The 18,910-nt window shown below is 71.2% G+C and carries 21 protein-coding genes; 10 read left to right on the top strand and 11 right to left on the bottom strand.

Annotated features, from left to right (window positions below; all coding sequences use genetic code 11):
* The first annotated feature begins 48 nt into the window (after positions 1–48).
* From LGI35_RS15325 to LGI35_RS15315, 3 genes are read left to right on the top strand one after another with little or no spacing between them, the layout of a single operon-like run.
* A complete protein-coding gene (locus LGI35_RS15325) occupies positions 49–1,362 on the top strand; it encodes a multidrug effflux MFS transporter (RefSeq protein WP_227294395.1) in 1,314 nt (437 codons plus the stop codon).
* A complete protein-coding gene (locus tag LGI35_RS15320; protein ID WP_227294394.1) occupies positions 1,296–2,486 on the top strand; it encodes a serine hydrolase domain-containing protein in 1,191 nt (396 codons plus the stop codon). The genes LGI35_RS15325 and LGI35_RS15320 overlap by 67 nt, the downstream gene beginning before the upstream one ends.
* 31 nt (positions 2,487–2,517) lie before the next feature.
* Positions 2,518–3,534: a small ribosomal subunit Rsm22 family protein gene (locus LGI35_RS15315; protein ID WP_227294393.1), complete on the top strand. Its 1,017-nt coding sequence runs from the start codon at positions 2,518–2,520 to the stop codon at positions 3,532–3,534.
* Positions 3,535–3,640: 106 nt separating this feature from the next.
* Here the strand turns inward: LGI35_RS15315 and ddaH are convergent, their stop codons facing one another.
* Together ddaH and LGI35_RS15305 are read right to left on the bottom strand one after the other, a co-directional pair.
* A complete protein-coding gene (ddaH, locus tag LGI35_RS15310; protein ID WP_341483364.1) occupies positions 3,641–4,492 on the bottom strand; it encodes a dimethylargininase in 852 nt (283 codons plus the stop codon).
* Positions 4,493–4,704: 212 nt separating this feature from the next.
* Entirely contained in the window at positions 4,705–4,887 is a 183-nt protein-coding gene (locus tag LGI35_RS15305; protein ID WP_116502378.1) for a DUF6243 family protein, read from the bottom strand.
* Between the two features lie 166 nt (positions 4,888–5,053).
* Here LGI35_RS15305 and LGI35_RS15300 point away from each other — a divergent pair, with 166 nt between their 5' ends.
* A complete protein-coding gene (locus tag LGI35_RS15300; RefSeq protein WP_227294391.1) occupies positions 5,054–5,680 on the top strand; it encodes a TetR/AcrR family transcriptional regulator in 627 nt (208 codons plus the stop codon).
* Here LGI35_RS15300 and LGI35_RS15295 read toward each other — a convergent pair.
* Positions 5,667–6,512 (bottom strand): glycerophosphodiester phosphodiesterase, encoded by an 846-nt coding sequence (locus LGI35_RS15295; protein ID WP_227294390.1) that lies wholly within the window; start codon positions 6,510–6,512, stop codon positions 5,667–5,669. The genes LGI35_RS15300 and LGI35_RS15295 overlap by 14 nt on opposite strands.
* 180 nt (positions 6,513–6,692) lie before the next feature.
* On the opposite strand from LGI35_RS15295, the gene LGI35_RS15290 reads away from it, so the two are divergent.
* Positions 6,693–7,418, top strand: coding sequence for a bifunctional DNA primase/polymerase (locus LGI35_RS15290; protein ID WP_227300312.1), 726 nt, complete (start codon positions 6,693–6,695; stop codon positions 7,416–7,418).
* Between the two features lie 45 nt (positions 7,419–7,463).
* Here the strand turns inward: LGI35_RS15290 and LGI35_RS15285 are convergent, their stop codons facing one another.
* The 4 genes from LGI35_RS15285 to efeO form a co-directional block, all read right to left on the bottom strand.
* Entirely contained in the window at positions 7,464–8,450 is a 987-nt protein-coding gene (locus LGI35_RS15285) for an SCO2278 family lipoprotein (protein WP_227294389.1), read from the bottom strand.
* A gap of 69 nt (positions 8,451–8,519) precedes the next feature.
* Positions 8,520–9,377: an iron uptake transporter permease EfeU gene (gene efeU, locus LGI35_RS15280; RefSeq protein WP_227294388.1), complete on the bottom strand. Its 858-nt coding sequence runs from the start codon at positions 9,375–9,377 to the stop codon at positions 8,520–8,522.
* Between the two features lie 7 nt (positions 9,378–9,384).
* On the bottom strand, positions 9,385–10,668 hold the full coding sequence (gene efeB, locus LGI35_RS15275; RefSeq protein WP_227294387.1) for an iron uptake transporter deferrochelatase/peroxidase subunit: 1,284 nt from the start codon (positions 10,666–10,668) through the stop codon (positions 9,385–9,387).
* 30 nt (positions 10,669–10,698) lie between these two features.
* The gene (efeO, locus tag LGI35_RS15270; RefSeq protein ID WP_227294386.1) at positions 10,699–11,856 is read right to left on the bottom strand and encodes an iron uptake system protein EfeO; all 1,158 of its coding nucleotides are present in this window, start codon (positions 11,854–11,856) and stop codon (positions 10,699–10,701) included.
* A gap of 207 nt (positions 11,857–12,063) precedes the next feature.
* Between efeO and LGI35_RS15265 the strand changes: the two genes are divergently transcribed.
* Positions 12,064–12,705 (top strand): PhzF family phenazine biosynthesis protein, encoded by a 642-nt coding sequence (locus LGI35_RS15265; RefSeq protein ID WP_227294385.1) that lies wholly within the window; start codon positions 12,064–12,066, stop codon positions 12,703–12,705.
* Here LGI35_RS15265 and LGI35_RS15260 read toward each other — a convergent pair whose 3' ends face one another.
* Positions 12,706–13,356, bottom strand: coding sequence for a biliverdin-producing heme oxygenase (locus tag LGI35_RS15260; protein ID WP_227294384.1), 651 nt, complete (start codon positions 13,354–13,356; stop codon positions 12,706–12,708).
* Positions 13,357–13,499: 143 nt separating this feature from the next.
* Complete coding sequence (gene map, locus LGI35_RS15255) at positions 13,500–14,357, bottom strand: type I methionyl aminopeptidase (RefSeq protein WP_116502386.1); 858 nt, start codon at positions 14,355–14,357, stop codon at positions 13,500–13,502.
* A 58-nt stretch (positions 14,358–14,415) separates the two neighbouring features.
* Here map and LGI35_RS15250 point away from each other — a divergent pair, with 58 nt between their 5' ends.
* Positions 14,416–14,649: a hypothetical protein gene (locus LGI35_RS15250; RefSeq protein WP_227294383.1), complete on the top strand. Its 234-nt coding sequence runs from the start codon at positions 14,416–14,418 to the stop codon at positions 14,647–14,649.
* A 631-nt stretch (positions 14,650–15,280) separates the two neighbouring features.
* Here LGI35_RS15250 and LGI35_RS15245 read toward each other — a convergent pair.
* The gene (locus tag LGI35_RS15245; RefSeq protein ID WP_227294382.1) at positions 15,281–15,883 is read right to left on the bottom strand and encodes a hypothetical protein; all 603 of its coding nucleotides are present in this window, start codon (positions 15,881–15,883) and stop codon (positions 15,281–15,283) included.
* Positions 15,884–15,965: 82 nt separating this feature from the next.
* Here LGI35_RS15245 and LGI35_RS15240 point away from each other — a divergent pair, with 82 nt between their 5' ends.
* The 3 genes from LGI35_RS15240 (at position 15,966) to LGI35_RS15230 (ending at position 18,071) form a co-directional block, all read left to right on the top strand.
* Positions 15,966–17,048: a sialidase family protein gene (locus LGI35_RS15240; RefSeq protein ID WP_227300311.1), complete on the top strand. Its 1,083-nt coding sequence runs from the start codon at positions 15,966–15,968 to the stop codon at positions 17,046–17,048.
* A gap of 9 nt (positions 17,049–17,057) precedes the next feature.
* Positions 17,058–17,762 carry an NADPH-dependent F420 reductase gene (gene npdG / locus LGI35_RS15235; RefSeq protein ID WP_227294381.1) on the top strand — a complete coding sequence of 235 codons (705 nt, stop codon included), beginning with the start codon at positions 17,058–17,060 and terminating at the stop codon, positions 17,760–17,762.
* A gap of 111 nt (positions 17,763–17,873) precedes the next feature.
* Complete coding sequence (locus LGI35_RS15230; protein WP_227294380.1) at positions 17,874–18,071, top strand: hypothetical protein; 198 nt, start codon at positions 17,874–17,876, stop codon at positions 18,069–18,071.
* On the opposite strand, the gene LGI35_RS15225 is transcribed toward LGI35_RS15230, so the two are convergent.
* The gene (locus LGI35_RS15225; RefSeq protein WP_227294379.1) at positions 18,061–18,861 is read right to left on the bottom strand and encodes a site-2 protease family protein; all 801 of its coding nucleotides are present in this window, start codon (positions 18,859–18,861) and stop codon (positions 18,061–18,063) included. The two genes, LGI35_RS15230 and LGI35_RS15225, sit on opposite strands and share 11 nt — an antisense overlap.
* Positions 18,862–18,910 lie beyond the last annotated feature (49 nt).

Below are 18,910 nucleotides of genomic sequence, written 5' to 3'. Positions count from 1 at the left end.
TGAGCTGAGAGCATAGGTAATCGAATGAACGACCGGGAGGGGAACCGCATGCCGGATCACGGCCGCCAGCACGCGTCCGCGCGTGAAGCGCAGCGCATACCCGGGGCACCACCCGTCGCGGGCCCCACGCTCACCGCCCGCCGCCGCACCGGCTTCCTGGTCACCCTCGTACTCGGCGGACTCACCGCCGTACCCCCGCTGTCCATGGACATGTACCTCCCGGCACTGCCGGAGGTCACCGACGCGCTGCACACCTCGGCCGCCACCGCCCAGCTCACCCTCACCGCCTGCCTCACCGGCATGGCGCTCGGACAGCTCGCCGTCGGCCCGATGAGCGACAAGTGGGGCCGCAGGCGCCCCCTTCTCGTCGGCCTCCTCGTCTACATCGTCGCCACCGCGGTCTGCGCCCTCGCCCCCACGGCCCCGCTCCTCATCGGCTTCCGCCTGATGCAGGGCCTCGCCGGGGCCGCCGGCATCGTGATCGCGCGGGCGGTCGTGCGCGATCTGTACGACGGTGTCGAGATGGCGCGCTTCTTCTCCACCCTCATGCTGATCTCCGGCGTCGCCCCGGTCGTCGCGCCCCTCATCGGCGGCCAGGTCCTGCGGATCACGGACTGGCGCGGCATCTTCGTCGTCCTCACCGTCGTCGGCATCGCGCTGACCTCCCTCGTCTGGAAGTGCCTGCCCGAGACGCTCGCCCCCGAACGGCGGCACGGCGGCGGCACCGCCGAGGCGCTGCGCACCATGCGCGGCCTCCTCACCGACCGCGTCTTCACCGGCTACATGATCGCGGGCGGCTTCGCCTTCGCCGCGCTGTTCGCGTACATCAGCGCATCGCCGTTCGTGGTCCAGGAGATCTACGGCGCCTCGCCCCAGACCTTCAGCCTCCTGTTCGGCATCAACTCGGTCGGCCTGATCGCCGTGGGCCAGATCAACGGCAAGCTGCTCATCGGCCGCGTCAGCCTCGACAAGGCGCTCGCCGTCGGCCTCTGCGTCATCGCGCTCGCCTCCGCCGCGCTCCTGCTCATGGCGACCGGGGTCTTCGGCGACGTGGGACTCGTACCGATCGCGGCCGGACTGTTCGTCCTCATGTCCGCGATGGGCCTCGCCATGCCCAACACCAACGCCCTCGCCCTGATGCGCACCCCGCACGCAGCGGGCTCCGCTTCCGCGCTCCTCGGCACCTCCTCCTTCCTGGTCGGCGCGATCGCCTCACCGCTCGTCGGCATCGCGGGCGAGGACACCGCCGTCCCGATGGCGGTGGTCCAGCTGGCCTGCGCCCTGGCGGCCATCGCATGCTTCATGGGACTGTGCCGCCCCTGGCGGCGCGGGACCGAGCCGACGCGGGAGGCGGAGCACTGAGTACCCCACGACTGCGCCCCGGCACCCCCGAACGCGCCGGGCTCGACTCCGAAGAGCTGCGCCGCCTCGTCCAGGACGTGCGCGAACTGCCCCGCGGGGCGCGCCCCTGGTGCGCGGGCGCCGTCGTCCTCGCCGGCCGCGGCCCGGTCGTCGCCGCGCACGAGGCGGCGGGCTGGGCGATGCGGTACCTCGCCTACGACGAGACGGCTGACCGGGGCGTCGAGCTCCCGCCCGCGTCCCGCGTCCCCATGCGCCCCGACACGGTCTTCGACCTCGCCTCCCTCACCAAGCTCTTCACGACCGTCGCCGCCGTGCAGCAGCTGGAGCGCGGCACCCTCGGCATCGACGCGCGGGTGGGCGCCTACGTCCCCGAGTTCACGGCCGCCGCCGAGCACGACGTCACGATCCGCCAGCTCCTCACCCACACCTCGGGCCTGCGCCCAGAACTCCCGCTGTACGACTGCCCGGACGACGCGGCGCGCCTGACGGCCCTGCGCACCGAGGCCCCGTCGTCCCCGCCCGGCGCCCACCTCTACTCCGACCTCAACATGCTGCTGCTCCAGCACGTCCTGGAGCGCATCGCGCAGCGCCCCCTGGACGCCCTCGTGCGCGACGGCATCACCCGGCCCCTCGGCATGACCGCGACGGGCTTCGGCCCGCACCCCGGCGCCGCCGCCACCGAGGACCAGCGCCGCCCCTGGGCCAAGGCAGACCGGGGCCTCGTGCGCGGCATCGTCCACGACGAGAACGCCTGGGCCCTCGGGGGCGTCGCCGGGCACGCGGGCCTCTTCTCCACGGCGTACGACCTCGCGGTCCTGTGCCGCACCCTGCTCAACGGCGGCTCGTACGGCACCGCACGCATCCTCGGCCCCGACTACGTCGAGCTGATGCTCACGGCCCCCGGCCTCGGCTTCCAGCTCGACCAGCCCTGGTTCATGGGCGAGCTCGCGGGCCGTGGCGCGGCCGGACACTGCGGGTTCACCGGCACGTCGCTCGTCCTCGACCGCGTCACGGACACGTTCCTGATCCTCCTCGCGAACACGGTCCACCCGCGCCGCAGGCCCCCGCAGAACGGGCCGCGCGCCTCGGCGGCGACGCGTCTCGCGCGGGCCGCGGGCGCGTAGGCGGCCCCCGGGGCGACCGTAGAATCACGGGGTGAACGCCCCCCTCTCCTCTTACTCGCCGGCCTCCCCGGCCGACACCCTGCGCGCGGCCCTCGCGGGGCTGCTCGACGGGCTGCCGCCCACGCAGGCGGCGCGCGCCGTCGAACGGCTGATCGCGAGCTACCGGGGGACCACCCCGACGGACGCGCCGATCCTGCGGGACCGTGCCGACGTCGCCGCCTACGCCGCGTACCGGATGCCGGCCACCTTCGAGGCGGTCCGCTCGGCGCTCGGCGCGCTCGCCGACGCGGCACCGGAGGGCTGGGCGCCCGGCAGCCAGGTCGACGTGGGCGGCGGGACGGGCGCCGCGGTCTGGGCCGTCGCCGACACCTGGGCGGGCGAGCGCGATGTCACCGTCCTCGACTGGGCCGAGCCGGCGCTCGCCCTCGGGCGTGAACTGGCCGGTTCCTGCGACCGGTTGGCCTCCGCGCGGTGGCAGCGCTCACGTATCGGAGCGGCGCTCACTATCGAGAGCACCGATCTCGTGACGGTGTCGTACGTCCTCAAGGAGCTGACCGCCGACGACCGCCGCGCCGTGGTCGACGCCGCGGCCGCCGCCGCGAGCCCCGACGGGGCCGTGGTCGTCGTCGAGCCCGGCACCCCCGACGGCTACGAGCGGATCATCGAGGCGCGCCGGCGCCTGATCGACGCCGGATTCCACGTCGCCGCGCCCTGTCCCCACAGCGCGGCCTGCCCCATCGAGCCCGGCACCGACTGGTGCCACTTCTCGGCCCGGGTCAGCAGGTCGTCGCTGCACCGTCAGGTCAAGGGCGGCTCCCTCGCGTACGAGGACGAGAAGTTCAGCTACGTGGCCGCGACCCGGTTCGCGCCCGAGCGTCCCGCGGCCCGGATCACCCGCCGTCCCCAGATCCGCAAGGGCCAGGTACTCCTGGACCTGTGCGAGGCGGAGGGCGCGCTGGGCCGGGAGACGGTGACGAAGCGGCACGGGCCGCTGTACCGGGCGGCCCGCGACGCCGACTGGGGCGACGCCTGGCCTCCGGCCCCGTAGAGGGGGTGACGCGGGGGTGCCGCCCGCCGTTTCGCCGTGGTGTGCGGGCAGCCACGACGCGGCCCGCACTCGCAGCCACGACGCGGCCCGCACTCGGCGGACCGGCTCAGGCCCCGAGTTCCAGGCCGGCGCGCGACTCCTCACCGCGAAGCTCCGACGTGCAGCACTTCACGCTGCCGCCTCCCTTGAGCAGCTCCGAGAGATCCATTCCGATTGGCTCGAACCCACGGGCCCGCAGCGGTTCGAACAGACCGACGGCCGCCTGCGGCAGCAGCACATGGAGGCCGTCGGAGACGGCGTTCAGGCCGAAAACCGCGGCGTCCGGCTCGGTGGCGATCAGCGCGTCGGGGAAGAGGCGTTCGAGGACGGCCCGGCTGCCCGGCGAGAACGCGTCCGGGTAGTACATGACCTCGTCCGCCCCGTCGTCGAGGACGGCGAGCGCGGTGTCCAGGTGGTAGTAGCGCGGGTCGACGAGGTCGAGGCCGATGACCGGGCGGCCGAAGAACTCCTGCGCCTCGGGGTGCGAGAGCGGACTGGAGCGGAAGCCGCGGCCGGCCAGGACGTACGAGGCGGTGACCGCGAAGTCGCCCTCGCCCTCGTTGATGTGGACGGGCTCGTGGACCGCCGCGTAGCCGCGCTCCCTGAACCAGTTCAGGTGGGCCGCGGCCTCGGCGGTGCGCTGGGGATGGGCGAAGCGGGCGCCGAGCACCCGTCCGTCGACGACGGTCGTGCCGTTCGCCGCGAAGACCATGTCGGGCAGGCCGGGGAGGGGTTCGAGCTCGTCGACGCGGTGACCGAGCGAGCGGTAGCGGTCCCGCAGGTCCTCCCACTGCGCGAGCGCGAGCGGGACGTCGACCGGCTTGGCGGGATCCATCCAGGGGTTGATCGAGTACGTGACTTCGAAGTGTGCCGGTGGGCACATCAGGTAACGCCGGGGTGTGGCGCGGCGACCAGGCAATGAGGGCTCCTCACGACCGCAGTGGCAGATGCGCCCATGGTGCGGTGTGAGGAGCCCTCACCGCTGTGCACCGAACGGGTGGTCCCTCTGTGTCACCGGCCCGGTTGTCGCGGGCCGGCAACCCACCGGCCCGCGTGCCACCGGCACACAGCCCGCCGACCCCGCCACGCTCAGAGGCCGCCACCCGCCCGGGCCCCGCTCTCACGACGGCGTCACGAACCCTCGCCCGCCGTGCGTTCCTCCCGGAGCCTGCGCAGCAGCTCCCGCTTCTGCGCCTGCGGGTCGAGCCCGCCGCCGACCCGGCCGCCGCGGCCGCCGCCGCGCAGGGTCTTGCGGGAGAGATTGCTGCGGGTGCCGCCGACGCCCAGCATGTTCCCGGATCCACCTCGGCTCATCGTGGTCTCCCTTCGACCTTCGAATGGTGCTGTCCCGGGCAGGAGTCGAACCGCCCGGAGCGAGACGAGGCGTCTCGCCAACGACATCCACTGTCGGCGAGACGGATCGTCTTGTCAAGAGAGTTGAGACGGTACGTCTCGCCTCGCTCGCTGATACATTCGAGCCATGGCCCACAAGACCGCTCCCGACTCCAACCGCCGCAGCGAGCGCTCACGCCGCGCGATCTACGACGCCGCCCTCGCCCTCGTCGGCGAGATCGGCTACCCCAAGACGACCATCGAGGGCATCGCCGCCCGCGCGGGCGTGGGCAAGCAGACGATCTACCGCTGGTGGTCCTCCAAGGCGGAGGTCCTCATGGAGGCCTTCATCGACCTCGGCGTCCAGGCGGCGGAGGCGGCCGGCGCGGGCGACTGGGCGGAGGCGGACGGCATCCCGGACACCGGCGACATCGAGGCCGACCTCAAGGCGGTCCTGCGCGCCACCGTCGACGAGCTGCTCGACCCCCGCTACGACGCCCCGGCCCGCGCCCTCGCCGCCGAGGGGGTCGCCAACCCGGCCTTCGGCGAGGAGTTCGTCGGCCGCCTCCTGATGCCTTCCCTCGAGCTGTACGCACGCCGGCTGCGCGCCGCGCAGGACGCCGGTCAGATCCGTGCCGACGTCGACCCGTACATCGCCCGCGACCTGTTCTCCGCGCCGCTCGCCCAGCGCTGGCTCCAGGGCACGGGCCCCCTGGACCACGCCTACGCCGACGCCCTCGTCGAGTACGCCCTCTACGGGCTCAGCCCGCGCTGACCCGCGCCCGCGCGTCCGACGGCGTGCGGGCCAGCAGGCCCGGCGCGTCCGAGATCACGCCGTTGCAGCCGAGCCGCAGCACCCGGTCCCGCTGCCGCGGCGAGTTCACCGTGTGCGCCCACACCCGCGGGATGCCGGACCGCGCGGCCCGTGTGAGATCGGCGTCGCGCGCCTGGTAGTCCACGTCGAGCAGGTCGACGAACCGGGCCCAGCGCGCCGGGCGGTCCGTGCGCATCTGGGTCTTCGAGCGCCACAGCTGCGAGGTGAGGCCCATGTGGTGGGCGCGCAGGGCGACGGCGGGGTCGTTGGAGTTCACGAACACCGACTTGACCAGGCCCCGGCGCCGGATCATCGCGGCGAGCCCGTCCAGGCTCCGCGGGTCCTTCGCCTCCAGGGTCAGCACGATGCGCCCGCCCAGGCGGTCGAGGACCTCGTCGGCCGTCGGCAGCGGCTCGGCGCGCCAGCGGCCGGGCAGCGAGGCCTTCGGGCGCATCCGCACGCGCGCCCACTGCCGCGCGTCGAGCCTGTCCACCGGGCCCGACGCGGAGGTCGTGCGGTCCAGGGTCGGGTCGTGCATGACCACGATCGTGCCGTCGCGCAGCATCCGGGTGTCGAAGTCGAGGACCTGCGCGGTACCGCGCGCGTAGGCGGCCGTCAGGCCCGACATGCTGTTCTCCGGGACCTCGAGGGCGCCGCCGCGGTGCGCCGTGTAGACGATGCCGTGGAGGCTGTCCACGGTCAGGGGGCCGGAGCCCCATTCGAGGGGGGAGAGGGTCAGTGGGGCGAGAGCCAGGAGCCCGCCGAGGCCCGTCAGCGCAATCCGTGTGACCATGCCGACCACGGTAGGCGGGCAAATCCACGTAAACCCGCTAATGACACCCGATTATCTTCCGCGTCTCGTATCGCTCGGCATCGTCCCGGGTACCCCGGATGTGGACTGTGGCCACCCGCGGCGCAGGATGGTGCGACCATGGGACATGCTTTCCGGTACTACGGCGAGGTGAGGGGATTGATGGGCGCGGAGCACGGCCGCCGGTCCGGCGGACAGGGCAGGATCTCCCAGTGGCTGCGCGCCAGGCGCCCCAAGGAGGCCGAGGGCGACGACGGCCGCGAGGCGCTGCTCCTGGCGGCGGCCGACGCGGGACTGCCGCTCGCACCCGCCGCGTACCCCACCGACTACCGGTGTTCGTGCAGCCGCATCGGCTGTCCCACGCCCGGCAGGCACCCCGTCTCGTTCGCCTGGCAGACGCAGTCCACGACGGACCGCGGCCAGATCGAGCGCTGGGCCAGGCACCAGCCGCAGGCCAACTTCATCACCGCGACCGGCATGGTCAACGACGTCCTGGACGTCCCCCTGGAGGCGGGCCGCGAAGCCCTCGAACGCCTCCTCGCGGCGGGCATCGACGTCGGCCCCGTCGCCGAGTCCGGCGGCGACCGCATGCTCTTCTTCACCGCCACCCGCGGCACCCCCGAGGACGAGGACGAGTGGTGGCCCTGCGAGCTGGACTGCCACCCCGAGACGATGGACGAGCACCCCGGCCTGCGCTGGCACTGCCGCGGCTCGTACGTCCCGGTGCCGCCCGCCCGGCTCCCCGGTGACCTGACCGTCGACTGGCTGCGCGGCCTCGAACACCCGCTGCCGGACCCGCTCACCCTGCTCGAAGCCCTCACGGACGCCTGCGCACGCTACGTGGGCGAGGAGAAGGACTTCACGACAGCCTGGCCCTCGCGCGGCTGACGCGCGAAGGCCGGAAGCCCACGGAGCGTCCCCGGGCTCCGGCGCCTAGCTTCCCTTCGCGCCCGTCAGGCCTTCGAGCCGTGTCAGTATCTCGACGTCGCCGCCCTTGGCCGGGTCGACGGCGACCTGGTTCGAGACGCGCTCCAGCGTCAGCGACTGCTTGACGTCGCCGGTCATCAGGGCCTTCACGTTCTCGTTGTCGACCGTGATGCTCAGGCCCTTGGACGCCGTCTGCTTCTCGTAGTGGTGCGTCGCGAAGAACACCAACGCCCCGCCGTCCGCGGTCCGCAGACCCAACGGCGCGTAGTCGCCCGACGTCATCGGCTCGTCGACGTACTGCCGGGCGAGACCCGGACGGCTCGCGTTCTTCTCCCGCGTGGTCCGCCACTGCGACGTGTGCCGGCCCGGAGCGAAACCGTCGCCGCCGTCCTTCAGATACGTCGCGTACTTGCGGCTCATGTCCTGCGGCGCCACCGCGAGCCCCGCGGCGTCCGCCGTCACGGGCCGCGCCCAGCCGTCCTTGTCCGTCTTGAACTCGGGGACGTCACCGGGCGACATGAGGGTCAGATACGCCACCCGCCAGGGCCGGTTCACATCGTCGCGGGTGAAGACGAGCATCCACCGGAAGTCGCCGCCCCGGTTCGCCTTCGTGTTCGCGACGAACCAGCGGGGCCAGCCCGCCTTCTTGGGGATGGTGAACTCGGCGTCCGACAGCTCCAGATCCGAGTGGTTGGGGTTGCCGTCGGGGTAATTGGTGTGCCCGGCCTTCAGCTTGGCGGCGTCGATCGCGCCGAGCGCGCCCGTCACATGGTCCTCGTCGAGGGACCCGTCGTACGCCTTGTCGGCCTTGTTGTACGCGGTGGTGAAATCCTTCAGGGCGCGGGCGGCCTCGGCCTTGGTGGCCGCCGGGAGGACCTCCCGCTCCCCGTGCACCGTCACACACCCGCTCGCCGTCAGCGCCACGGCGGTCGCGAGGGCCACCGCCGTAACCGGCTTCCTGAGACCACGAGGCCTGCGGAGGAGCTTGCTCATCGGTTCTCTTCACCTTCCCCTTCCCGGGCCCGAACCCTATCGGGGAGGGGAGCGGCGCGAGCGTCCGGATCAGGCTTTGGCGGACTCGCGGGGCGACTGTGCCTCGGACTTCGCCTTCCGGGACAGGAAACCGGCGGGCGCGAGGAACACCGCGAGCGTCGGGATCAAGTACAGCAGCCAGACGACGACTTGGAGGACCGTCGGATCGGGCTGGAAGTTGAACACGCCCTTGAGGAGCGTGCCGTACCAGCTGTCCGGCGGAATCGTCGCGCTGACGTCGAACGCCTTGCTGGACAGGCCGCCCAGGAACTGCGCCTCCTGGAGGTCGTGCACGCCGTACGCGAGGACGCCCGCCGCCACGATCACCAGCATGCCGCCGGTCCACGTGAAGAACTTCGCCAGGTTGATCCGCAGGGCGCCCCGGTAGAACAGCCAGCCGAGGACGACGGCCGTCAGCAGGCCCAGCAGGACACCGATCAGCGGCCCGTGCGTGCCGTCGTTCGACGCGCGCACCGACGCCCATACGAACAGGGCGGTCTCCAGACCCTCACGGCCCACCGCCAGGAACGCGGTCGCGACCAGCGCGGCCGTGCCCATCTGGAGCGCCGCGTCCAGCTTGCCGTGCAGCTCCGACTTCAGGTGCCGCGCCGTACGCCGCATCCAGAAGACCATCCACGTCACCAGGCACACGGCGACGATCGACAGCGAACCGCCGAGCGCCTCCTGCGCCTCGAACGTCAGCTCCTGCGAGCCGAAGGTCAGCGCGAAACCGAAGCCGAGCGCCACGGCGACCGCGATGGCGATGCCGATCCAGATGGGACGCAGCGCGTCACGCCGGTCCGTCTTCACCAGGTACGCGATGAGGATGCAGACGACGAGGCTGGCCTCGAGTCCCTCGCGCAGACCGATCAGGTAGTTGCCGAACATCGTGTCCTCATGCCTCCTTGGAGAACAGCGCCCGGCCCCACCAGTCGCCGGAGTCCCGGACGCCCGGCGGGACGGCGAAGACGGCCGAACTCACGTGCTGGATGTACTCGTTGAGCGCGTCGCTGCGCGACAGGTTGCGCTGCACGCGGATGAACCCCTTGCGCACGTCCTTCTGGTAGGCCAGGAAGAACAGGCCGGCCTCCAGACGGCCGAGGCCGTCCGTGCCGTCGGTGAAGGAGTAGCCGCGGCGCAGGATGGTCGCCCCCGCGTTGGAGTCGGGGTGCGCGAGCCGCACGTGCGCGTCCGGCTTCATCGCCTTCAGGAACGGCTCGTCGCGCTCCTTGGCCTTGCCGACCGGGGCGCCCTCGCCCTTGTCGCGGCCGAAGACGTCCTCCTGCTCCTGGAGCGACGTACGGTCCCACGTCTCGATGTTCATCCGGATGCGTCGCGCGACGAGGTACGAACCCCCGGTCATCCAGGACGAGTTGGCGTCCGTGTCCTTGGCGTCGACCCACACGTGCTCGTCCAGACGGGCCTTCTCGGTGCCGGCGATGTTGCGGGTGCCGTCCTTGAAGCCCATCAGGTTGCGCGGGGTCTGCGCGTCCGGGGTGGTCGAGGACGTCTTGCCGAAGCCGAGCTGGGACCAGCGGACGGCGACCTTGCCGAAGCCGATGCGGGCGAGATTGCGGATGGCGTGCACGGCGACCTGCGGATCGTCGGCGCAGGCCTGAATGCACAGGTCGCCGTCACTGCGGGCCTTGTCGAGATTGTCGCCGGGGAACTTCGGCAGGTCGACGAGAGCCTCCGGCCGCCGGTCCGCAAGCCCGAACTTCTCGAACAGGGACGGGCCGAAGCCGATGGTGAGGGTGAGCCGGGACGGCTTGAGGCCGAGCGCCTCGCCGGTGTCGTCCGGCGGCGCCTCGGGCAGCCCGCCGTACGCGCCCTCACCGACCGCGTGCCCCTCCGTCATCCGGGACGCGGCCTTCGTCCAGTCCTTCAGGAGCTGCACGAACTCGTCGCGGTCGTCGGTCTTCACGTCGAACGACGCGAAGTGCAGACGGTCCTGCACGGCGGTGGCGATTCCGGCCTGGTGCGCGCCGTGGAACGACACGGCGTCGCCCGAGTCGGCGACCGGCTGCGGATCGTCACCGGTCCGCGTCACGGCGACGGCGCCCCCCGCGGCGGCGGCACCGAGCGCGAGCCCGGCCCCGCCGACCGCGAGCAGCGAACGGCGCGACGGTGTACGGGCGTTGTCCGACCCGACCGAGACATCGGCGGCGGTGTCCGTCATTCCTGACCCCTTACCTGAGTACCCGGAGGGTTACTTGACGACGACGGCTGCGGCGAGCTTGGACAGCGGCTCCGCGAGCGCGTTCACGGCGTCCGAGAGCTCCTTGCGGTCCGCCTTGCCGACCTTGTCGTAGGAGGTGAACTCGTAGGAGGTCTTGTCCTTGCGGTACTTGTCGAGCAGCGTGTCCAGGGCGGCGAACTGCTTGTCGAGCTCCTTGGTCAGCGCGGCGTCGTTCTCCGCGGCGACGGGCTTGAGCAGGTCGTACGCCTTCTCGGCACCCTCGACGTTGGCCTTGAAGTCGACGAGGTCGGTGTGCGAGTAGCGCTCCTCCTCGCCCGTGACCTTGCCGGTGGCGACCTCGTCGAGGAGCTCCTTGGCGCCGTTGGCCATGGAGGTCGGCGTGATGTCCGCCTTGCCGACGCGGGTCTGCCAGTCCTTGAGGTCCTTGTCGAGCTGCGTCGCCAGCTCCTTCTCCCGCGCCCCGATCTTCTTGTCCTGCCACAGCGCCTTCTCCAGGCGGTGCCAGCCGGTCCAGTCCGTCTTCGGGTCCTGCCCCTCCTCCAGGCCGTCCGCGCGGACGTCGACCTTCGGGTCGATGTCACCGAAGGACTCGGCGACGGGCTCGGTGCGCTCCCAGCCGATACGGGACGGCGCGTACGCGGCCTGCGCGGCCTTCAGGTCACCCTTGCGCACGGCGTCGGTGAACGTCGTGACCTTGGGCAGCGTCTCGTCGGCCTGCTCCTGCGCGTACGTCCGGTAGGCGGCGACGGCCTTGTCCAGACGGGCGTCACGCTTGACGGCCTTGCCGCCGGTGACGGTCACCTTCTGCCGGATGCCGTCGCCCTTCATGCCGGGCTTGCAGGCGATCTCGTACGAGCCGGCCTTCACCTCGGCGGTGAGCTTCTGCTTGGTGCCGGGGCCGATGTTCTCGCGCTCGCTGACGATCCGGTCGTCCGGGAACAGGACGTAGACCTCGGTGACCTTGGAGCCCTTGTTCTCTATGGACAGCTCGACATGGCCGGCCGGGAACTCGGTCTTGGAGACATCGCACTTGTCGTCCGTGGCGGTGACCTCGACGACGTGGTCGCCACCGGACTTGGCGTCGCTCTTCTGGGTGCAGCCCGTGACGGCGGCCAGGGTCGCCGCGGTGGCGGCGGCGGTGACAACAGTGAGTCGGACGGCTCGCATACGGGCTCCAAGACGGTGAGGCACAGTGAGTGAGGCGGACCTAACTTAACCGAGGCTTACCTCAGTGCTACCCAGGGGTCCAGTGATTCAGCTCTCACAAGAAAGGCACCGATCGCGCCCCGGCTACGAGCGACCCATGGGCGACCCGAAGGCCGGTAAAGGGAAGGCAAAAACCCACGGCCTCCCCTCGAATGATTGACTGTCCTGGTGACGGACTACGACGTGCTCCGAGTCTTCTGCGGCCCCCACGGCGACCACGGCAATGAGCTCGGAGTCGTACGAGAGGGAAGCGACGTCCCCGACGAGGGCGAGCGGCAGGCGCTGGCGGCGAAGCTGGGCTTCAGCGAGACGGTGTTCGTGGACGACCCCGAGCGCGGCGTCATCGACATCTACACGCCGACCACGCGCCTGCCCTTCGCCGGACACCCGTGCGTCGGCACGGCCTGGCTCCTGGACGTACCCGAACTGGTCACGCCCGCGGGAGTGGTGGGCACACGACTGGACGGGGAGTTCACCTGGATCGAGGCGCGACCGGAGTGGGCGCCGCCGCGGACGCTGCGCGAGTACGGCTCGGCGGCGGAGGTGGAGAAGCTCCAGGTCCCCCCGCCGGGGGAGTGGATCTACGCCTGGGCGTGGGAGGACGCGGCGGCGGGAAGGGTGAGAGCCCGGGCGTTCCCGGGCAGGAACGACGGAATCGACGAGGACGAGGCGACGGGAGCGGCGGCACTCCTGCTCACGGCGCACCTGCACAGAGCCCTGAACATCACACAGGGCAAGGGCTCCCAGATCCTCACGGCCCCCCAGCCCGAAGGCCTGATCGAAGTGGGTGGCAGGGTCCGCCTGACCTGATCAGGCGGCGCTGCTGAACTCCTCGCCAAGAGCCCTGAAGACGGCGGTGTTGAGGGCGAACGCCCGCTTGCACTCGGCCACCATGCGCAGCTTCTCGAGCTCCTCGACACGAACCTCGTCAAGCAGGACGCGATAACTCCGCTTGAAGGCGGCGGGGTTCGGAACGCCCTCGAACACGTAGAACCGGACGCCGTCTCCCTTGCGGGCGAAGCCCCAGTTCTTCTCGGCCTTGTCGCGGATTATCTGGCCGCCGGACAGATCCCCCAGGTACCGGGTGTAGTGGTGGGCGACGTAGCCGCCGGGCCAGTCCTGGGCGCAGTCGGCGACGCGTGAGGCGTAGGCCTGCGTGGCCGGCAGCGCGGAAAGGCCGTCGCGCCATCCGGCCCCCCTCAGGTGGGCCAGATCCCGCTCGATGGCGGGAACCCGGAACAACTCGGCCTGGATGAACGGACCGGCGACGGCGGACGCTTCCAGCCCTTCCGCCGCCTCCTCCAAGGCCCGGTAGACGAACCAGAGTTGCTCGGTGTACCGGGCGTAGGCGTCGACGCCGAGGGCTCCGCCGAGGAGGTCGCTCATGAACGTGGTGCTCTCGGCCTCTGTGTGCTGCTCGTGGGAGGCGGTGCGGATCAGGGTGGAGAACGGCGTGTCCATGAGGCCTCCAGATCGCTAAACTTAGGCTTGCCTAACCTACCAGGTTCCCGACGCCCTGTCGGTAAAAACGCTACCCCGATCGCCGACCGGGGCAACACAAAAGGCCCGCCCCGCAGAGGGACGGGCCTACGGGCGATTCCGCGTCAGGGCAGAGTGAGGATGTCCGCACCGGTGTCGGTGACAACGAGCGTGTGCTCGAACTGAGCGGTCCGCTTGCGGTCCTTGGTGACAACGGTCCACCCGTCGTCCCACATGTCGTACTCGTGGGTGCCGAGCGTCAGCATCGGCTCGATGGTGAAGGTCATCCCGGGCTGGATGACGGTGGTGGCGTGCGGGCTGTCGTAGTGGGGAATGATCAGGCCGGAGTGGAACGACGAGTTGATCCCGTGCCCGGTGAAGTCCCGCACGACTCCGTAGCCGAAGCGCTTGGCGTACGACTCGATGACGCGGCCGATGATGTTGATCTGACGCCCGGGCCGGACGGCGTTGATGGCGCGCTTGAGGGACTCACGGGTCCGCTCGACGAGAAGCCGGGACTCCTCGTCGACGTCACCGACCAGATAGGTCGCGTTGTTGTCACCGTGGACGCCGCCGATGTACGCGGTGACGTCGAGGTTGACGATGTCGCCGTCCTTGAGGACGGTCGAGTCGGGGATCCCGTGACAGATGACCTCGTTGACGGAGGTGCACAGCGACTTCGGGAAGTTGCGGTAGCCGAGGGTCGAGGGGTACGCGCCGTGGTCGCACATGTAGTCGTGCGCGATCCGGTCGAGCTCGTCCGTGGTCACACCGGGCGCGATGGCCTTGGCGGCCTCCTCCATGGCCCGCGCGGCGATCCGGCCGGCGAGGCGCATGGCCTCGACCGTCTCCGGGGTCTGGATCTCCGGACCCTTGTACGGCGTCGGCGCGGGCTTGCCCACGTACTCGGGACGCCGGATGTTTCCGGGTACGGAACGAGTGGGAGAGAGCTCCCCTGGTACGAGCAGCGACTGGCCAGACATGCCAGCGAGTGTAACGAGCGGCCGTGGGGGACCATGGTCATGGCGAGAGGAGCCGCAGATGGCCCTGTTCAAGAGGCGGACCGTCGGGAAGCCCGGCGAGTGGTACTACTGCCTGGAGCACCAGAAGGTCGAGGAGGGGCCCGAGTGCCCCAACAAGGACCGTTTCGGCCCGTACACGACGCGCGCCGAGGCGGAGCACGCGATGGAGACGGCGCGTGAACGAAACCTCGAATGGGAGACGGACCCCAAGTGGCACGACGCCACGGCCAAGGACGAGAACGACAAATCCTGAAGCCGCCGAGGGGCGCCCGAAGGACGGCTGAGCCGCACCCGGCCTGGGCGCCCCACCGCCACCACCGACCCCCGCACGAGCCAAGGCCGGGCGCCAGGGACCAGCACAGCCCCTGCGAACGCCGAACGGTCAGGAGCGTACGAGACGGGGCTGGGCGTCAGCGAGCAGCGCACCCCTGCGAACGCCGAACGGTTGGCCGCGTAAGAGCCACGGCCGGGCGCCAGCGAGCAGCGCAGCCCCTGCGAACGCCGAACGGTCAGGCGCGTACGAGCCATGGCCGGGCGTCAGGGATGGCGCACCCCCGCCGAACGGTCAGGCGCGTACGAGCCATGGCCGGGCGTCAGCGAGCAGCGCACCCTCACCGAACGGTCAGGCGCGTACGAGCCATGGCCGGGCGTCAGCGAGAAGCGCACCCCCACCGGCCGTGAGGCGCCGACGAGACGGGAGGGGACGTGGGGGCATGTGCGCGCGGAGCCACCAGCACCACGTACAGGCAATCAGCTAGCTGACGTGCACCCGTAGAACAGCGAGCACGTACATGCCCCCGCGGCCCCGCACCCGAAAACACAACGGCCGACGCCACCCCGCACCCGCCGGCGCCCCAGCACCCCCACCCACCCTTCAAGCGCCCCTACCACCCGGCGGGCGGCGGCGAGGTCAGATGATCCGCGAGACGGGACAGCCGATCACGGAAGCGCCGCCGAGGCCCCCGGGCCGGCCCCCCGACAGGGTTCTCGCCGGCCGCCGCGCTGACCAGATGCTGCGCCGTATCGAGGTCGAGATCGGGCCCGGGCGTGAGCGCCTCATGAGCCATGGCATGCAGATCACGGTCACCCGAGTCGATGGCCAGGACCGTGGCCCCCGCCCGCCGAGCGTCATGCACCCGCTCCAGCAACTCCTCACCGGGCGCCCCAGGCGCCACGACGAGCAGGGTCTCGCCCCGCCGGGCCGCCTCGATGCGCCCGAGCCCCACCGCGAGATGGGCGGGATCCCCCACCCCCGCCCGGTGCCGCACGAGCGTGGGCGACAGCTCGGGCATGCCGGACCAGGCGGCTTCGTCCACCAGATGCGCCGCGAGATGCCACGGCTCGTACTCGGGCGTGCCGACGAGGAGCAGCCCACCCCCATGCGGCACGACGGAGGTCCGCAGCGCACCCGCGAAGCGGCGCGCGGAGCCCAGCCACTCGGTCCCGGCGAGTACTTCCCGCAGCAGTGCGACCCGTACGGCGTCCATGCCTGCGCATACTGCCGCAACCGTCCACTCGTCAGGCCGAGTTCACCGGGAATTCCCTCTGGGTGGGGAGGGATGGGGGGTGCTGACTGAGACGTCTGTTCCCTTCCGCGCGGGGCGCGAGGGATACGCGAGTTTCCGGATCCCCGCGGCTGTCACGACACGCTCCGGCGTGCTGCTCGCGTTCTGCGAGGGGCGCGTGGGGTCGAGGGAGGACCACGGGAACATCGACGTGGTCCTGAAGAGATCCACGGACGGCGGCCGCACCTGGGACCCGCTCCAGGTGGTGGCGGCGAACGGCGACGACCTGGCGGGAAACCCGGCGCCGGTGGTCCTGGACACGGGACGGGTGCTGATCGTCCACGTACGGAACGCGGCGCAGGCCACAGAGGCGGCGATCAGACGGGGCGAGGTGGTGCCCGAGGACGGGCGCCGCATCTGGGTGCAGCACAGCGACGACGAGGGAGTGACCTGGTCCGCACCCAGGGAGATCACGGCGCAGGTGAAGGAGAAGGCCTGGCGCTGGTACGCCACGGGCCCGGGCCACGCGATCCAGACACGGAGCGGACGCGTGGTGGTGCCGGCCAACCACTCGCTCCCGCCCGCCGGGGGCGACACCGGCACGGAGGGAAAGTACGACGGAGGCCACTGCCTGCTGAGCGACGACAGGGGGAGGACCTGGCGGCTCGGCTACGTGGACGACCACCCGGACGGCTATGTGAACGTGAACGAGACGACGGCAGCCGAACTGCCCGACGGGCGGCTGTACTTCAACGCCCGCAACGACTCGCCGGCGCCGGGCACGAGGGCGGACGCGACATCGGAGGACGGCGGCGAGAGCCTGGTCAGGGCGTTCCGGCCGCAGGCGGGCCTCGTGGGTCCGGTGGTGGAGGGGAGCCTGCTGAGGCTGGGGGAGGTGCTGCTGTTCGCGGGCCCGGCGGACCCCGGGTCCAGGGCACTGATGAGCGTGCGGGCGAGCGAGGACGAGGGCGTCACCTGGCGAGTGGTCCACACGGTGGACGGCCTGCCCGCGGCCTACTCGGATCTCGTGCAGACCGACGACGAGACGGTCGGACTTCTCTACGAGACGGGAGACTTCGGCGCGTACGAGACGATCACGTTCAGACGGATCCCGGTCGCCGTGCTACTGGCCCGTACGCCTGAGTAAGGTCACCGTATGACCTCTACCGACAGTGTGCAGAAGGCGCCCGCGAAGGACCCCTGGGACCTCCCCGACGTATCGGGCCTGGTGGTCGGCGTGCTGGGCGGCACGGGCGACCAGGGCCGCGGGCTCGCGTACCGGCTGGCCCGGGCGGGCCAGAAGGTGATCATCGGATCCCGCGCGGCGGAGCGCGCCGAGGCGGCAGCGGACGAGCTGGGCCTGGGCGTCGAGGGCGCGGACAACGCGGAGTGCGCGCGCCGCAGCGACATCGTGATCGTGGCGGTGCCGTGGGAGGGCCACGGCAAGACGCTGGAATCGCTGCGCGAGGACCTCGCGGGCAAGCTCGTGGTCGACTGCGTCAACCCGCTGGGCTTCGACAAGAAGGGCGCGTACGCGCTGAAGCCGGAGGAGGGGAGCGCGGCGGAGCAGGCCGCGGCGCTGCTGCCGGATTCGAGGGTGACGGCGGCGTTCCACCACCTGTCGGCCGTGCTCCTCCAGGACGAGGCGATCGACGAGATCGACACGGACGTGATGGTGCTGGGCGAGGAGCGGGCGGACACGGAGATCGTCCAGGCGCTGGCGGGCCGTATTCCGGGCATGCGGGGAGTCTTCGCGGGCCGCCTGCGCAACGCGCACCAGGTGGAGTCGCTGGTCGCGAACCTGATCTCGGTGAACCGCCGCTACAAGGCACACGCGGGCCTGCGCATCACCGACGTGTAGAGCGCGGCCACCGCGGTACCCGGCTCACGCGGAGCCGACGTGCAGCCGCGAAGCGGGCATGGGGGACACTTGTCGACGTACGACCTCTCCGTCCGACAGGAGCCGACCCCCATGCCCCGCCTCGCTCTGTACGCTCTCGTCGTCTGCGTCCTCTCGGTGGCCGCCGCCGTGGTCGCCTTCGTGCAGGGCAGCCTGCTCGGCATCGTCTGGGTGCTGCTCGCGGGCCTCACCTCGAACATGACCTGGTACTACGTGCGCCGGGCCAAGGCGGAGAAGCAGGCGAAGGCGGCGGTCGCGCCTACTGCGTGACGACGGGGATCTCAGGCGTGCCCTGCCAGAAGCGATAGAACTCCTGCCCCCAGTAGGTGTCCCACTCGGTGACTCCGAGGGAGCGCAGAATCGCGTGGATCGCGTCGAAGAACACCCCGTTCACCTCGGGAATCCACAGGATGCCGAAGACGGCGAGCAGCCCGAACGGGGCGAACGGCTCCACCTGCCGCCGGAAGCTGTGGGACAGCCAGGGCTCGATGACGCCGTAGCCGTCGAGGCCGGGGATCGGCAGGAAGTTCAGGATCGCCGCGGTCACCTGGAGCAGGGCGAGGAAACCGAGCGCGTAGCGGAAGGTGTCCGGCACCCCGTTCAGCGCGCCCAGCCAGAACGGCGCCGTGCACACGACGGCGAACAGGACGTTGGTCAGCGGGCCCGCCGCCGAGATGAGGCTGTGTCGCCAGCGGCCCCGGATCCGGCCCCGCTCGATGAAGACGGCGCCGCCGGGCAGGCCGATCCCGCCCATGATCACGAAGATGACGGGCAGCACGATGCTGAGCAGGGCGTGCGTGTACTTGAGCGGGTTCAGGGTCAGATAACCCTTCGCGCCGATGGAGATGTCGCCGCTGTGCAGGGCCGTGCGCGCGTGGGCGTACTCGTGCAGACAGAGCGAGACGATCCAGGCGCCCGTCACGAACAGGAAGACGGCGATGCCGGGCGTCGCGGCGAAGTCCGTCCACACGGCCCAGCCGGCGACAGCGGTGACGGCGGCGATACCGAGGAAGACGGGGCTGATCCTGCGATCGCTGCGACGGGTGGCGGCGGTGGTCATGGAGGATGGCTCCCGGGGTGCGTGCGGCCTGGTGCGGTGCGGGGTCGAC

Source organism: Streptomyces longhuiensis, assembly GCF_020616555.1.
Lineage (GTDB): Bacteria > Actinomycetota > Actinomycetes > Streptomycetales > Streptomycetaceae > Streptomyces > Streptomyces longhuiensis.
The sequence above is the reverse complement of the archived record's forward strand: the minus strand, read 5'-3'. Positions and strand labels throughout refer to the sequence as shown.

Excerpts from the sequence above, each read along its gene's own strand:
- LGI35_RS15325 (WP_227294395.1), top strand. The coding sequence starts at position 49 with ATGCCGGATCACGGCCGCCAGCACGCGTCCGCGCGTGAAGCGCAGCGC.
- LGI35_RS15320 (WP_227294394.1), top strand. The coding sequence starts at position 1,296 with ATGCTTCATGGGACTGTGCCGCCCCTGGCGGCGCGGGACCGAGCCGAC.
- LGI35_RS15305 (WP_116502378.1), bottom strand. The coding sequence starts at position 4,887 with ATGAGCCGAGGTGGATCCGGGAACATGCTGGGCGTCGGCGGCACCCGC.
- LGI35_RS15300 (WP_227294391.1), top strand. The coding sequence starts at position 5,054 with ATGGCCCACAAGACCGCTCCCGACTCCAACCGCCGCAGCGAGCGCTCA.
- LGI35_RS15295 (WP_227294390.1), bottom strand. The coding sequence starts at position 6,512 with ATGGTCACACGGATTGCGCTGACGGGCCTCGGCGGGCTCCTGGCTCTC.
- LGI35_RS15290 (WP_227300312.1), top strand. The coding sequence starts at position 6,693 with ATGGGCGCGGAGCACGGCCGCCGGTCCGGCGGACAGGGCAGGATCTCC.
- LGI35_RS15285 (WP_227294389.1), bottom strand. The coding sequence starts at position 8,450 with ATGAGCAAGCTCCTCCGCAGGCCTCGTGGTCTCAGGAAGCCGGTTACG.
- efeU (WP_227294388.1), bottom strand. The coding sequence starts at position 9,377 with ATGTTCGGCAACTACCTGATCGGTCTGCGCGAGGGACTCGAGGCCAGC.
- efeB (WP_227294387.1), bottom strand. The coding sequence starts at position 10,668 with ATGACGGACACCGCCGCCGATGTCTCGGTCGGGTCGGACAACGCCCGT.
- efeO (WP_227294386.1), bottom strand. The coding sequence starts at position 11,856 with ATGCGAGCCGTCCGACTCACTGTTGTCACCGCCGCCGCCACCGCGGCG.
- LGI35_RS15260 (WP_227294384.1), bottom strand. The coding sequence starts at position 13,356 with ATGGACACGCCGTTCTCCACCCTGATCCGCACCGCCTCCCACGAGCAG.
- map (WP_116502386.1), bottom strand. The coding sequence starts at position 14,357 with ATGTCTGGCCAGTCGCTGCTCGTACCAGGGGAGCTCTCTCCCACTCGT.
- LGI35_RS15250 (WP_227294383.1), top strand. The coding sequence starts at position 14,416 with ATGGCCCTGTTCAAGAGGCGGACCGTCGGGAAGCCCGGCGAGTGGTAC.
- LGI35_RS15245 (WP_227294382.1), bottom strand. The coding sequence starts at position 15,883 with ATGGACGCCGTACGGGTCGCACTGCTGCGGGAAGTACTCGCCGGGACC.
- npdG (WP_227294381.1), top strand. The coding sequence starts at position 17,058 with ATGACCTCTACCGACAGTGTGCAGAAGGCGCCCGCGAAGGACCCCTGG.
- LGI35_RS15230 (WP_227294380.1), top strand. The coding sequence starts at position 17,874 with ATGCCCCGCCTCGCTCTGTACGCTCTCGTCGTCTGCGTCCTCTCGGTG.
- LGI35_RS15225 (WP_227294379.1), bottom strand. The coding sequence starts at position 18,861 with ATGACCACCGCCGCCACCCGTCGCAGCGATCGCAGGATCAGCCCCGTC.